General features: G+C 68.0%; 6 protein-coding genes. 4 read left to right on the top strand and 2 right to left on the bottom strand.

Features of this window, described 5'->3' with window-relative positions; translation table 11 throughout:
• Nucleotides 1-10 precede the first annotated feature (10 nt).
• A complete protein-coding gene (locus IE191_RS07830) occupies nt 11-2,743 on the bottom strand; it encodes a TonB-dependent receptor (RefSeq protein WP_191323824.1) in 2,733 nt (910 codons plus the stop codon).
• A gap of 369 nt (nt 2,744-3,112) precedes the next feature.
• Here IE191_RS07830 and IE191_RS07825 point away from each other — a divergent pair, with 369 nt between their 5' ends.
• Complete coding sequence (locus tag IE191_RS07825) at nt 3,113-3,844, top strand: copper homeostasis protein CutC (protein WP_191323823.1); 732 nt, start codon at nt 3,113-3,115, stop codon at nt 3,842-3,844.
• 7 nt (nt 3,845-3,851) lie between these two features.
• Here the strand turns inward: IE191_RS07825 and galA are convergent, their stop codons facing one another.
• Entirely contained in the window at nt 3,852-6,869 is a 3,018-nt protein-coding gene (gene galA / locus IE191_RS07820; protein WP_229815182.1) for a beta-galactosidase GalA, read from the bottom strand.
• A gap of 242 nt (nt 6,870-7,111) precedes the next feature.
• On the opposite strand from galA, the gene IE191_RS07815 reads away from it, so the two are divergent.
• The 3 genes from IE191_RS07815 to IE191_RS07805 are packed head-to-tail and all read left to right on the top strand — an operon-like array spanning nt 7,112 to nt 14,705.
• Entirely contained in the window at nt 7,112-9,517 is a 2,406-nt protein-coding gene (locus IE191_RS07815; RefSeq protein WP_229815181.1) for a beta-N-acetylhexosaminidase, read from the top strand.
• On the top strand, nt 9,514-12,123 hold the full coding sequence (locus tag IE191_RS07810) for a beta-mannosidase (RefSeq protein ID WP_191323822.1): 2,610 nt from the start codon (nt 9,514-9,516) through the stop codon (nt 12,121-12,123). The genes IE191_RS07815 and IE191_RS07810 overlap by 4 nt, the downstream gene beginning before the upstream one ends.
• A complete protein-coding gene (locus IE191_RS07805) occupies nt 12,123-14,705 on the top strand; it encodes a glycoside hydrolase family 3 C-terminal domain-containing protein (protein WP_191323821.1) in 2,583 nt (860 codons plus the stop codon). The genes IE191_RS07810 and IE191_RS07805 overlap by 1 nt, the downstream gene beginning before the upstream one ends.
• The last annotated feature ends 147 nt before the right edge of the window (nt 14,706-14,852 follow it).

The raw sequence follows: 14,852 nt of genomic DNA, 5'->3' as shown, positions 1-14,852 counted from the left end.
GGGCTGCGGCTCAGTAGGCGAACTGCAAGGTGGCAGCGAAGACGCGGCCATTCTTGTAGAACGCGGTCGGCGCCGCCTTGGTGCCGCTGTAGGCGTAGTAGGTCGAGTCGAGCAGGTTCTGGGCATTGGCCTGAACCGTGAAGTGCTCGTTGATCTTGTACCCGATCGAGGCGTCGAGCTGGTGATAGCCAGCGGTCTTGTCCACCGAGTTCAGGCGACCCACGCCGGTGAAGTAGTCGCTGCGCCAGTTCCAGCTCACGCGTGCCTGGAACCCGTCCTTCTCGAAGTAGGGGATCACGTTGACGGTGTGCTTGGACAGGTAGGGCAGGTTGACCACGTTGCCGTCGGCATCGACGCCGCTCTTGGCGTTGGCATAGGTGTAGTTGGTCAGGATGCCGAAGCCGCCCCAGATCGCCGTCTGGAAGCCGACCGAGACCCCGTTGACCGTGGCGTTGCTGGCATTCACCGGCTTGGTTACCTGGTATTCCTGCGGGGTCGTGCTGCCCAGCGGGGTCAGGAATTCCGACACGGTCTTGGTGACCACGTAGGAGCTGATCTCGCGACGGAAGTATTCCACCGACAGCAGCGAACCGGGGCGGAAATACCATTCGCCCGACAGTTCATAGTTGGTCGACTGGTAGGGATCGAGATCCGGGTTGCCGGTGCTGGCGGTCAGGTTCGTGTCGCTGCGGCTGAATGCGCCGGCAAGCTGGGCATAGCGCGGACGGGCGATCACCTTGGCCACGGCGCCGCGCAGCTTGAAGGTGTCGGTGATGTCCCACGAAACGTTCAGGCTGGGCAGGAACTTCAGGTAGTCCTTGTTCGACACGGTCGGCGTATAGGTGTTGCCGCCGTCGGTCGTGGCGTAATAGCTCGACTTGTCGCTGGTGTAGACCATGCGATAGCCACCCGAACCGTGGATCGGGCCGCTGCCGAAGTCCAACTGGACATAGGCGTTAGCGACCTTTTCGCGCACCTTGTAGGTCGAGCTCTTGTCGATACCGGTGTCGACATAGAGGCCGGCGTTGAGCGCGTCGATCACGCCCTGCTCGGTCAGCGTGGCGAACTGGTTGGAGTTGCCGTTGTCGTTGAGGCCGTTGAACAGGCCCGACGGGGTCAGGTGGGTGGTGAAATCGCTCAGCGAGACCGGGCTGGTGTAGAACACCTTGGAGCCGGTCACGGTCAGCGCGTTCTCATGCGTGGAGGCCTTGATGCCCATGCGCACGTCCTTGAAGAACGCATCGTCCACGTCCCACTTGCCGTCGAGCTGGCCATAGAATTCCTCGTCCTTCTGGCGCGAGGTGGCGATGCCGCCGATCTGGTAGCCGGTGATCGTGCTGCCATCGGGCAGCGTCTGGGTCGAGGTGGAGAATCGGCCCCACTGGCTCGTGTCGGTCGGCGCGGTGTTGTAGTTCACCGTGGTGGAAGAGCCGGTGTAGTCGAACGTGTAGCCGCCGTTGGAATAGAGCGACATCAGGTATTCGGGGTTGGTGCCGCCGGTCGCCTTGCTCCAGCCGCCGTTGCCCGACAGGGTGAAACGATCGCTGACGTGCCAGGTGCCCGCCAGGTTGTAGCTGTCGTTGGTCACCTTGGTCTTGCGATAGTTCATGTCCAGCTCGGCCTGCGTGCTGGTGCCATCGGCCATCGTCGCCTTGGAAATCAGGCCGTTGGACAGCGTCACCGACGAGATGTTGCTGGGGTTGTAGTTCGGATAGATGAATTCCGACTGCGAGAAGTTGTTGTAGGTGCCCTGGATGTGCATGCCCGTGGCGATCAGCTCGAAAGCGCTGCTGGGGGCATACTGGATGGCAAACTGGCCGCCGATGCGCTGGCGCGTCTGCTTGAAATAGGCGTGGTTGATCCCGGCAGGATAGCGCGAGTTGGCCAGGTCGGAGAGGCTACCGCCATTGACCTGGAGCGCCGAATTCTTGGGCACGTAGTTGCCGTTGTCGTCGGTGATCAGATTGCCGTCGGAGTCCTTCTGGAGGAAATCCTTGCCGGTGGAATAGCCGAAGTACTCGATCCCGGCGCGGGCGAGCGAGTCCTTGTCATAAGTGCCGGCGACGAGGATGCCGAAGGTCTCGTCCTTGTTCTTCCAGCTATAGAGCAGCGAGCCGCGCGGATTGGCGATCTTGGAACGATCGTTGTAATTCACCCCGATCGAGCCGGTCAGCGAATTGGCCTTCATGTCCAGCGGCTTGCGCGTGCGCACGATCACCGTGCCGCCCAGCGCGCCTTCGTCGATCCACGGTTCGGGCGACTTGTAGACTTCCACGCGCGAGATCACTTCGGGCGCGAGCAGCGAATAGTTGAACGTGCGGCCGGTCACGTCGCCCGGGCTGCCGCCCCAGTCGGCCGAGGCGATCGAGTGCCCGTCGATGAAGATGCGGTTGAGCGCCGGATCGGTGCCCTGGATCGACACGCGCTCGCCGATGCCGAACTGGTGGTCCACGGCGACGCCGGGGATGTGCGAGAGCGATTCGGCCACGTTGCGATCGGGGAACTTGCCCACGCCTTCGGCGGTGATCACGTCCATCACGGCGATGGCGTTGCGCTTCACGTCGATCGCGTTCTTGAGCGAGGCGCGGATGCCCGAGACCACGATGGCTTCACCGGGCGTTTCGGCAGTGCTGCTGGTGTCGGCGGCGGCCGGTGCGGCGGCCTGGGTGTCCTGCGCCATGGCCGGCGACGACACGACGATCGCGGTTGTGGTGGCAAGCAGTGCTGCACGGAAGAGAGACATCTTTAAACCCCCAATCCCACCCGGTGATACGGGCACGGTTGTTGAACCCTGGTACGGTATTGTTCACCCTGTGCGGCCGTTGCCTCGATCCGGTGTGTAACCAATCTAAGTCCAGCCGCCGGGCAATATGTCACTTAAATGAAACCGCCTGTCTACCAAAACTTGTCGGAGTTATGCTGCCGGGGACCTTTGAAACAATGCGCAAAAATCGATAGAATGGGCGGATTTCCGGCTTTTCTGCCCTTCGTGAAGTGCGGCATATTGGCCTCAGTCCGAAAAATTTTTAAGACGAGCCGATCATGACCAAAACCAATCCACATCAAGCGACGGTGATTCGCTGGATCGGTTTAGCGCTAAAAGGATGCGGCGATGCTTGAAGTCTGCGTGGAAGATGGCGCGGGGATGGCCGCTGCCCGGGCAGGCGGCGCGGCCCGGCTCGAACTGTGCGTTGCGCTCGATCTGGGTGGGTTGACGCCGCCCGCCTCGCTGCTGGCGCTGGCGGCGGAACAAAGCCTGCCGGTCCATGCCCTGTCGCGGCCAAGACCTGGCGATTTTGTCTACAATCCGCGCGATGCTGCGCTGGTGCGGGCCGATCTGGCCGATTTCGCGCAGGCCGGGCTGGCCGGCGCGGTGATCGGCTGCGGCAGCCGCCAGGGGCTGGATCGCGCGGTTCTGGCCGAATGGGTGGATCATGCCCGGCATCTGCAAGCCGCGCGCGGCGTACCGTTTTCGCTCACGCTGCACCGCGTGTTCGACTTGCTCGACGATCCGCTGGAAGGCCTGGAAATCGCGGTGGAACTGGGGTTTGACCGGATTCTCACGTCGGGCGGCGCGGTGCGGGCGGGCGAAGCGGTGGGCCGCTTTGCCGCTTTGGTGGAGGCTGCACGCGGGCGCATCGCGATCATGGCGGGCGGCGGGCTGGAAGTGGGCGCCATTGCCGCACTGCGGGCCGTTGGCGTGCGTGAATTCCACGCTTCTTGCCGCAGCCCGGTACCCAAGGCCTGCGTCGACGCGCGCCTGATCGAGCTGGGCTTCCAGGCCGGGCGCGGCCGCCAGACCGACACGGCGCGCGTGGCCGCCTTCGCTGCTGCAACGGCGTAAAGTGGTATTATAAAGGCATTGTATTTTCTGGGGAAAGATCCACCGGGCCGATCATCCCCTGCGGCATCCCTTCTGCCCCGGCGATGATCACCACCAGCGTGCGCGGCCCGGCGCCGGGGGGCACCTGTGCCAACAGAGGGCCAGGCGCGGCGTTGTCCTTGCGGGCCAGCAGCACGCGGTCGAGCCACACTTCCGCACGGCCCGCCACGCCGGCAAAGCGCAGGCGTCCGCCCCGCGCCGCCACTGCCCGCCACGGCGTTAGCGTGGTGCGATAGAGCCGCCAGGCCCCGTCGCCCGGCGCCGTGTCGCTGCCGCTGACGCTGTCCCACGAATTGTTGTCGCCGGAGGCGGGCGCCAGTGCCGGATCGGGCCGGGCGGGCAGGGCGGGGGAGCGCAACCAGCGCGCCAGGCGCTGCCGGGGCGGCTCGGGCGCAACGGCGGGCAGCCCCTCGCGCGCCACGCGGGGAAGGACCAGCCGCGCCGGCGCCAGGCCGGGCGCGCGCGCCTCCAGTACCATCGGCGCCAGGCCCGCCTCTCCCTGTACAATGGCTTGGGCCAGTCCGTTGAACAGGCGGCGCTGGTTGCCTTTCTCGCTTTCGTGGCTGTTGGGATCGCCATTGCCCAGCCCGATGATCGCGCCACCCCGGATCGCCAGCGTCACGCTGTCCTGTGCCACGGGCACGTGGCGCCCCTGCGCGTCGATCGCGTCGATCGCCACGGCCATGGCATCGGCGGCATCGCTGCCCAGCGCGCGCCGCGCCGGGGTCAGCCGCAGCGCGCGCGCCGGGCCGGTGGTTTCGTGGACCATGCGCGCCACCACGCGGCCACTGTCCAGCGCCAGCGCTTCCAGCCGGCCCGGCGCATAGGGAATGTGGAACGTGTGGCCCTGGATGCGATCTGCGCGCGCCACCGCGCCCACCACCTTGCCGTTGAGCCGCAGTTCCAGCGCCGGCGCGTTGGTCAGGGCCAGCACTTCGATATCCTGCCCTTCGCGGCCGGGCCAGGTCCAGTGCGGATCGATCCACACCATCGGTTCGCTGTCCAGCCATTGCGCCTGGCGGATGCCGAACGCGGTCTTGGCAAAGCCGCACAAGTCCATGATGCCAAAGAAGCTGCCTGCGCTGGGCCAGGCATAGGGCGTCGGCTCGCCATGATAGTCCAGCCCGGTCCACACGAATCCGCCGGCCACGAACGGTCGCGCGGCGATGGCCTGCCACGATTGCCGGTGGGTGGCGCCCCACCCGGCCGCTTCCTTGTCCAGCGCGGTGATCACATGGGCCTGTGGATCGCTGGCAAAGGCACCGCGCGTGCCATAGGCGCTGGTATCCTCGCTGCTCAGCATCGGCTGGTCGGGATGGAGCGCGTGATAGCGGTCGTAATCACCCTGGTAATAGTTGAAGCCCATGAGATCGACCGCCTGGCCGACGTTTTCGGGGTTGAAGAAGCCGCCGCTCATTGCCGCCGTCACCGGGCGCGCGGGGTCCAGCCGTCGCACCGCCGCATGCAGGCGCCGCACCATTTCCTTGCCGGCGTGGGTGCCCTGCATCGGTTCTTCGTTGAACACCGACCAGGCGAACACGCAAGGATGGTTGCGGTCGCGCCGTACCAGCCATTCCAGTTGCGCGAGATAGTCCGGCGCGGGGTTGAACAGGCGGTTTTCGGCCATGACCAGAAAGCCCAGCCGGTCGCACCAGTCCATCACTTCGCGCGCGCAGGCGCCATGCGTCATGCGGATGGCGTTGCAGCCCAGTTGCTTCAGGCGTTGCAGCCGCCACAGCATGATCGCATCGGGCACGGCCACGCCAACGCCCGCGTGATCCTGGTGCAGGCACACGCCCTTGATCTTGGTCGCCACGCCATTGAGCAGCAGGCCGCGCGCCGGATCGAACACCACCTCGCGAAAGCCGATGGCGAGGCGGCGCTGGTCGATCACCGCGCCATCGCGCACCAGCTCCACTACCAGATCGTGCAGCACCGGATCGTCGGGCGACCATAGCGCCGGGGCGGCGCCCGGTGTCAGCGTCATCGTGGCGGTGGCCTGGTCCAGCGCGGAGACCGTCGCGCTGGCACTGCCCTGGCACAGCACGCGGCCTCGGGCATCCTCCACGCGGGCGCGCACCTCGGCCTGCGCCGGGGCATCGGCCACATTGCCCAGCGTGACGCTGACCGGCACTTGCCAGGCGCCGTCGGTGGCACGGACGGGATGGCCATGCACGCCATCGCCCGCGATGTGCAGCGCCGGGCGCGTGATCAGCCAGGCGTGGCGATAGATCCCGGCGCCTTCGTACCACCAGCCTTCGCGCACGCTGGCATCGGCGCGCACCGCGATCCAGTTGAGATCGTCGCCATAGCGGGCAAACGGGGTGAGATCGACGGTCACCCCGGTATAGCCCGACCAGCTATGCGCCACTTCGCTGCCGTTGACCCAGATCGTGGCATGGCTGGCGATGCCGTCGAAGCGCAGTTCGATTTTCTGCCCGCTGAGCGCCGGATCGAGCCGGATCAGGCGGCGATACCAGCCGATGCCGCGCGCGCGATAGCCTTGGGAGACATTGGCTGTGGCATCGAACGGCTGGGCGCTCGCCCAATCATGCGGCAGCGTGACCGGCTGCCAGTCCGACGCATCGAAATCGAGCGCGGCGGCGCCACCGGCATTGCCGGCCTTGACCGACAGGTAGGTGGCATTGTGGTCCGCCGGCTCGGGAAAGGGAATGTCGCCTTCGTGGAACAGCCAGCCCTCGTCCAGCGACAGCCGGTTCGGCTCGGTGGCGGGCAGGCGCGGCGCGGCGCCGGGTAGGGGGGCGGGCAGGCGCAACCCGCCCGGCAGCATTTGCGTGGGCGGGTAGAGATCGGCGGCAGGCTGTGCCGCGCGGGCCAGGGCGGCGCCCGGCGCGCGCCAGCCCAGCGCCGTTGCCAGAGTCCAGCCCGCCACACCCTTGAGCAGCGCGCGGCGCGATGCGGGCAGGAGGCGGTTGTGGCCATGGCTGTGGGCAGCGCGCAGCGAGGGATTGTCGGCAAGGGGCATGGCGCTATCCTGGGGCTTCGGCGGTTTCGCCAAGAGGATTTACATTGGTCATGTCTTTGCCGCAATGGATCGCGGCGCATGGATCGGCCTAGCAGGCAGTCCATGCGTGGCTGTCACGCTTTTTTGGCGGCAACAACACAATACCGGTTGTCGTATTGGATATATTTTGGTTACCTCTCGGCATCGGGTGACAACAAGCAGAGGCAGGGACGCGCGGCATGGCAACGGCAGGATCGAACGGGATGCAGCAAGCGCGTACGGGAATGACCGTGTTCGCGGCCAGCCTTGCCCTCGGCATCTCGTCCCTCGCGCTTGCGGCGCCCGCGCCGATGGCGGGCAAGGTCCTGCCGCTGGTGCCCTGGCCGGCACAAGTCGCGCCGCAGCCGGGCACGTTGCGCCTGACCGACGGCGCCACGCTGGCGGTGCCGACAGGCGACGCGCCGGCCAGGGCAGCGGCCACCCTGCTCGCCGCGCGCCTCGCCGCGCAGCACGGCCTGACCCTGCGCGTGGTGGAAGGCGACGTCGGCACCGTCCGCTTCGTGCGCGGCGCAGTGGCGGGAAAGACGGGTGAGGAAGCCTATGCGCTCACCGTGGCGCCGGGCGGCGCGGTGATCACGGCGCCGGGCGATCACGGCCTGCTCTATGGCGCGATGAGCCTGGAGCAACTCGCCGGGGCGCCGGGCAAAGGCGCGGTCAGCCTGCCCGCCGTGACGCTGGCCGATGCGCCGCGCTTTGCCTGGCGCGGGTTGATGATCGACACGGCGCGCCATTTCCAGCCGCTCGATTCGATCCGCGCGGTGATCGACGGCATGGTGGCGGTCAAGCTCAACGTGCTGCATCTGCACCTGACGGACGATCAGGGCTGGCGCTTTGAAGTGAAGAAATATCCGCGCCTTACCCAGGTTGGTGCCTGGCGCACCGAGCCCGATACCGGCCACGGTCCAGGCCCGCGCAGCGGCGGGTTCTATACCCAGGACGAGTTGCGCGATCTGGTGGCCTATGCCGCCGCGCGGGGCATCACCATCGTTCCCGAAATCGATCTGCCCGGCCATGCCCAGGCGCTGGTCGCGGCCTATCCCGATCTCGGCGTGCTGGGCGGCACCCCGCCGGTTTCGGGCGACTGGGGGGTCAATCCCTATCTGTTCAACCCGGGCCCCAAGGGCATGGCCTTCGTCAAGGACGTGCTCGACGAACTCATGGCGGTGTTCCCGTCCACGTTCATCCACCTGGGTGGAGACGAAGCGGTCAAGGACCAGTGGGAGCGCGCGCCGCAGGTGCAGGCGCAGATGCGCGGCCTGGGCATCAAGACCGAAAACGGCCTGCAAAGCTGGATGATCGATCAGCTCGGCAGCTATCTGGCGCAGCACGGCCGCCGCCTGATCGGCTGGGACGAGATTCTCGAAGGCGGGCTGCCGGCTTCGGCCTCGGTGATGAGCTGGCGCGGCGAGGCCGGCGCGGTCGACGCCGCCAATGCCGGGCATGACGTGGTGCTCAGTCCGGCGCCCAACCTCTACCTCGACAATCTCCAGTCCGATCGCGGCGATGCCCCGCCGGGGCGCATCGCCATCCAGACGCTGGAAGCGGTCTATCGCTATGATCCCATGCCCAAGGGGATCGACGCGCAAAAGGCAGCCCATGTGCTGGGTGCGCAGGCCAATGCCTGGTCGGAATACATCGTCACGCCCTGGCAGATGCAGCACAAGATCTTCCCGCGCATCGGCGCACTGGCCGAAAGCGTGTGGTCCGATCCGCAGGCGGCCAAGGACTACCCCGGTTTCCTCGCCCGGCTCGATCCGCAGATGCGCCGGTGGCGCGCCGCTGGCCTGGAAGTGGCCGACAGCGCGTTGGCGGTCGATTTCAAGCTGGCGGGCACGCGCAGTGCCGCGCTCGACGCGGCGTTCAACGGCAAGCGCGTGGGCGTCACGCTCGCCACCCAGGCGCCCTATGGCACGATCCGCTATACGCTTGATGGCAGCGCGCCCACGGCCCGTGCGCGGGCCTATGCCGCGCCGCTCAGCGTGGCGCCGGGCACGGTGATCACGGCCGCCGATTTCGCCGCCGATGGCGTGGCGCTGTCCGCCCCGCGCCGGTTCGAGGTGACGCGCGATGCCTTGCTGACCACGGCCAACAGCGCCCTCTCGGCCTGCCCGCGCGGCGCGCTGGGGCTGCGCGTGCCGCTCAATGCCGATGCCCAGACCAACGGCCCGGCGTTCAACGTCAACATCTTCGATGCCTGCGTGGCCGATGATCACGCCCCGCTGGCGCGTGCCCGGGCGATCACCGTGGACGTGGCGCGCCTGCCGCGCAACTATGGCCTGGCGCACGATCAGCGCATGGTGATCGCGCGCTATGCCACCAGCCCCCATGGCGAACTGGTGGTTTCGGCCGGGTGCCGCGCAGCGGAAAAAGCGGCAGACGATCGCGCCAAGGAACACGATCCCATGCCCGGCGCCACGGTGCTGGCCACCTGGCCACTGCCCGATCCGGCCCAGGCGCCGCAGCAGTTCACCCTGATGGCCGATCTGCCGCAACTGGGCCTGAAGGACGAAAGCGACGTGTGCTTCCAGTTTACCGCCTCGCCCGCCGGGCCGTTCTACACCGTGCAGCAGGTGCGCTGGTCGGCCAAGCCGGCCGGGGCGGCGCAGTGAAGCGCTGGGGCACGCTTGCCGCGCTGGCGCTCACCGGCGTGGCCCAGACCGCGCTGGCCGCGCCCGACAGTGTCTCGCTCGACAGCGGCTGGCAGGCGCGCGTCGCGCCCGAGGATGCCGCCGCCAGGGCGCACCCGCGTGAGGCGGCGTGGTTTGCCGTGCCGGTGCCGGGCACCGTGCAGCAGGCGCTGGTGGAACAGCATCGCGTGCCCGATCCGTTCATCGGCACCAACGAAGGCGCGATCCAGTGGGCCGGCCTGGCCGCCTGGGACATGCGCCGCACGCTGGACGTGACCCCGGCGATGCTCGCCCACGGCCATCTCGATCTGGTGTTCGACGGGATCGATACTTTTGCCACGGTCAGCGTCAACGGGCAGGTGGTGCTCAAGGCCGACAATGCCCATCGCACCTGGCGCGTGCCGGTGCGCGGCCTGCTCCATGCCGGCGCCAACGAAGTGCTGGTGCGCTTCGCCTCGCCGATCCGCGCCTTGCAGCCGATGGTGCTCAAGCAAGCGCACCCGCTGCCCGGCGAATACGATTCCGCCTTTGGCGACGAGCCCAAGGGCGTGCAGACCTCCCCCTATATCCGCAAGCCCAAGTACCAGTACGGCTGGGACTGGGGGCCGCGCATCGTCAACATCGGCCTGTGGCACGGCGTTCGCCTGGAAGGCTGGGACGGCGCGCGGATCGGCGGGCTTGACGTGCAGCAGGATGCGCTGACCGCGACAGAAGCGCGGCTGACCGCGCGCCTGGCGGTGGAGGCCGATGCCGCAGCGCCGCTGACCGTGGAACTGGCCGTGACCACGCCCGATGGCACCGCGCTGCCGCCCGTTCGGCGCACGGTTTCCCTCGATCCGGGCACGGGTACGGTGACCGTGCCGATCAGCATTCCCGCGCCGCAGCGCTGGTGGCCGGTGGGGCTGGGCGCGCAGCCGCTCTATAAAGTCGCCGCGCGCATCGTCGATGGCGCCGGGGCCGGGCAGGCCGCCGCGCGCACGGTGGGCCTGCGCACCGTCGAACTGATCCGGGGGGATGGCGCGTTCGGTTTCAAGGTCAACGGCGTGCCGGTGTTTGCCAAGGGCGCCAACCTGATCCCGTTCGACAGCTTCCCGTCGCGCGTCACCGCCGCCACGATGGACCGCATGCTGGCCGATGCCAGGGCGGCCAACATGAACATGATCCGCGTGTGGGGCGGCGGCACCTACCTCGACGATGCGTTCTACGACAGCGCCGATCGCATGGGCTTGATGATCTGGCAGGATTTCATGTTCGGCGGGGCCGTGCCGCCGCCCGATCCGGCCTATCGCGCCAGCGTCGCGGCCGAGGCGGACGAGCAGCTTGCGCGGCTGGGCAGCCACCCTTCGATCGTGGTGTGGACCGGCGGCAACGAAGTGCTGTCGGGCTGGGCCAACTGGTCCGACCGCAAGGATTTCAAGAAGGCCGTGGGGCCTGACGAGCAGGAGCGCATCGCCACGGCCATGACCGTGCTGTTCGATCGCGTGCTGCGCGATGCCGTGGCCGCGCACAGCCCGCAGACGCCCTATTGGCCCGGCTCGCCCTCCACCGATTATCAAGGCCCGGTCGATACCGATGCGGCGGGTGATCGCCATTTCTGGGATGTCTGGTCCGGCTCCAAGCCAGTGGAGAACTACCTGGATTCCTGCCCGCGCTTCATGTCGGAATACGGCTTCCAGGCCATGCCCGGCATGGCGACGATGGCCGAATTCGCCGGGCCGAAAGTGTCGGACCCGCAAAGCCCCGTGATGAAGGCGCACCAGAAGTTCCTGGCCGGCGAAGGCAACAGCCGCTTGGCGTTCTATCTCGATGCGCGGCTGCGCCCGGCACAGGGTAGTGGCCCGGCGCGGCTGGCGGACTTTGCCTATCTCACCCAGGTCAACCAGATGCAGGCGATCGACATGGCCGCGCGCCACCATCGTGCCTGCGCCCCGGTGACGATGGGCTCGCTCTATTGGCAGCTCAACGATGTCTGGCCGGCGATCTCGTGGGCCAGCATCGACCATGCCGGGCGCTGGAAACTGCTGCACTATGCCGCGCGGCGCTTCTTCGCGCCCCAGGCCGTGGTGGCCGAGCACAAGGCCGACGCGACCCGCGTGGCGCTGGTCTCCGACGCGCAAGGCCCGGTGCCGGCGCAATGGCGCCTCACCGGCTATGCCATGGACGGCACCCGGCTGGGCGCGGCGCAGGGCGATGTCACGCTGGCTGCCGATGGCGTGACCGAGGCGGGGCGCGTGCCCGATGCCCAGGTCTTTGGCGCGGCGGCGCCCGGCGCATCCTATGCCGTGGCCGAACTGCTGCGCGATGGCCAGACCGTGTCGCGCCAGATCGTGGAGCGCATGGTGCCCAAGGCCATGGCCTATCCCGATCCGGGCCTTGCCGTGCAATGGCACGGGCGCACGGTGACGATCACCGCGCGCCATCTTGCCCGCGCCGTGATGCTCGATTTCGGCACGCTCGATGCCACCGCCGATGACAATGGGTTCGACCTGCTGCCCGGCGAAAGCCGCACCTTGACCATTTCCGGCGCCGCGCCGGATGCCGCCCTGCGCCGCGCCCTGGTGCTGCGCACGCTGGCCGGGAGCCACTGATGCGTTTGCTGCTTGCCTCTTCCGCCCTGTGCCTTGCCCTTGCAACGGCAGCGCATGCCGATCCGGTGAATGAAAAGGTCGCCAGCGCGCTCAAGGGCGTGAGCCTGGAGCGCAAGGCGGCGCAGTTGCAGAGCACGGCGCCGGCCGATCCCGCGCTGGGCCTTCCTGCCTATGACTGGTGGAACGAAGGGCTGCACGGGCTGGCCCGCAATGGCGTGGCCACGGTGTTCCCGCAGGCGATCGGCCTGGCCGCCACCTGGGATCCGGCGCTAATGGAGCGCGTCGGCACGGTCATTTCCACCGAGGCGCGCGCGCGGTTCAATGCGCAAAGCCCCTTGGCCGACCGCCGCATCTACGAGGGCCTGACGATCTGGTCGCCCAACATCAACATCTTCCGCGATCCGCGCTGGGGCCGGGGCCAGGAAACCTATGGCGAAGACCCGCTGCTGACCGGCAGCCTGGCCGTTGGCTTCATCAAGGGCCTGCAAGGACCGGACCTTGCCCACCCGCGCGTGATTGCCACGGCCAAGCATCTCGCTGTCCATTCCGGGCCGGAAGCCGGGCGCGACAGCTTCGATGTCGATGTCAGCCCGCAAGACCTGGAATGGACCTATCTGCCGCAGTTCCGCATGGCGGTGACGCAGGGCCATGCCCTGTCGCTGATGTGCGCCTACAATGCGATTGCCGGAACCCCGGTCTGCGCCAGCGACGCCCTGCTCAACCAGCGCGTGCGCAAGGACTGGGGCTTTGATGGCTTCATCGTCTCTGATTGCGATGCCATCGGCAATATCTGGCAGTTCCACCACCATGCGTTCGATGCGGCCGAAGCGGCAGCGGCGGCGATCAAGGGGGGCACCGATTTCAACTGCGGCACCGCCTATGGCGCCTTGCCCGAAGCCGTGCGGCGCGGTCTGGTGAGCGAGGCGGAGGTGGACCGCGCGCTGACCCGCTCGCTTGCCGCGCGCGCCCGGCTGGGCATTGCCTTTGGCCAGGCCAACCCCTGGGCGCGGATCAGGCCCGACCAGGTCGACACGCCCGATCACCGCGCCCTGGCGCTGGAGGCCGCGCGCAAAGCCATGGTGCTGGTGCAGAACAACGGCGGCGTGCTGCCCCTGAAGCCGGGTGTCAGGCTGGCGGTGATCGGCGCCAATGCCGATGACCTTGCCGTGCTGGAGGCCAATTACCACGGCACTGCCGCCGCGCCGGTCACCCCGCTCGAAGGGCTGCGCGCCCGCTTTGGCGCCGATCACGTGACTTATGCGCAAGGCTCGGTGCTGGCCGAAGGGGCGCCGGTGATCCTGCCCGAAACCGCGCTCTCCGCAGGCGGCAAGCCGGGGCTAGCGGGCGAATACCGCGATGCTGCCGGAAAGCTGGTGCTGGCCCGGCAGGACCGCCGGATCGATTTCAATTTCACCCGCAGCGCGCCCAAGGGGCTGGACCCGCAGCGCTTCTCGGCAAGCTGGAGTGGCATGCTGGTGCCGCCGGGGCCTGGCGCCTGGCGCCTGGCGATCGATGCGCCGCAATGCTGGAAGGATTGCCACCGCCACGATGACGTGGCGCTGTGGGTGGGCGGGCAGCAGCTTCACGCTGGCCCGCTGGGCGGCGCGCGCCAGGAATTCGCGCTCACCAGCGATGGTACGCCGCAGCCGATCCGCCTCGATCTGGACCACTATGGCGACGATGAAGGCCTGCGCCTGCTGTGGCTGCCGCCCGCCGGGGCGGAAGAGGCCAGGGCGCTGGCCGTAGCCAGGGACGCCGACGTGATCGTCGCGGTGCTCGGCCTTTCGCCCGATCTGGAGGGGGAAGCGCTGCAAGTGCAGGTGCCCGGCTTTGTCGGCGGGGACCGTTCGGAAATCGAGCTGCCCCGGCCTCAGGCCGATCTGCTCGGCCGCCTGCGCGCCACGGGCAAGCCGGTCGTCGCCGTGCTCGCCACGGGCAGCGCGGTGGCCATGGACGAAAACCTGGCCGATGCCGTGGTGGTGGCGTGGTATCCGGGCGAGGCGGGCGGCACGGCGCTGGCCGATACGCTCTCGGGTGCCAGCAATCCGTCCGGCCGCCTGCCGGTCACGTTCTATCGCCACACCACCGATCTGCCTGCGTTCGTGGACTATGGCATGAAGGAGCGGACCTATCGCTTCTTCTCGGGCAAGCCGCTGTGGGGCTTTGGCCATGGCCTGTCCTACACCCGCTTTGCTTATGCCGCGCCGCAGGTCCGCGCGGCCGACACCGCCAGCCCGGTCACGCTCTCGGTGCAGGTGCGCAACGCCGGGGATCGCGCGGGGGAAGACGTGATCCAGGCCTATGTCGTGCCGCCGGTCGTGCCGCACGATGCAGTGCTGACCGAGCCCGTGCTGCAACACCAGCTTGCCGGTTTCACCCGTGTTAACCTGGCACCGGGCACAATGCAGACGGTGACGCTGACGCTCGATCCGCGCAGCCTTTCGGTGGTGGACCGCCGGGGCACGCGCCGGGTTCTTCCCGGCAGCTACAAGGCGTGGATCGGCGATGGCCAGCCGGGAGACGGGCCAGGCACCTGGGTGACCTTCACTCTGGCCGGCCAAGCGCAGGAGATGCCCAAGTGAGTGCCGAACCGACCAACGCCACCGTTGCCAACGCCCCGTCACTCGATCGCCGGGCGCTGGTCAAGGGCGCGGCGGCACTGGCGACGGCTGGCCTGCTGGGCAGCGAGACCGCGCATGGCGCCGTGGCCGCCCAGGCGGTGCCGGCAA

The organism is Novosphingobium pokkalii (assembly GCF_014652855.1).
GTDB lineage: Bacteria > Pseudomonadota > Alphaproteobacteria > Sphingomonadales > Sphingomonadaceae > Novosphingobium > Novosphingobium pokkalii.
This window is presented reverse-complemented; position numbering and strand designations above follow the sequence as displayed.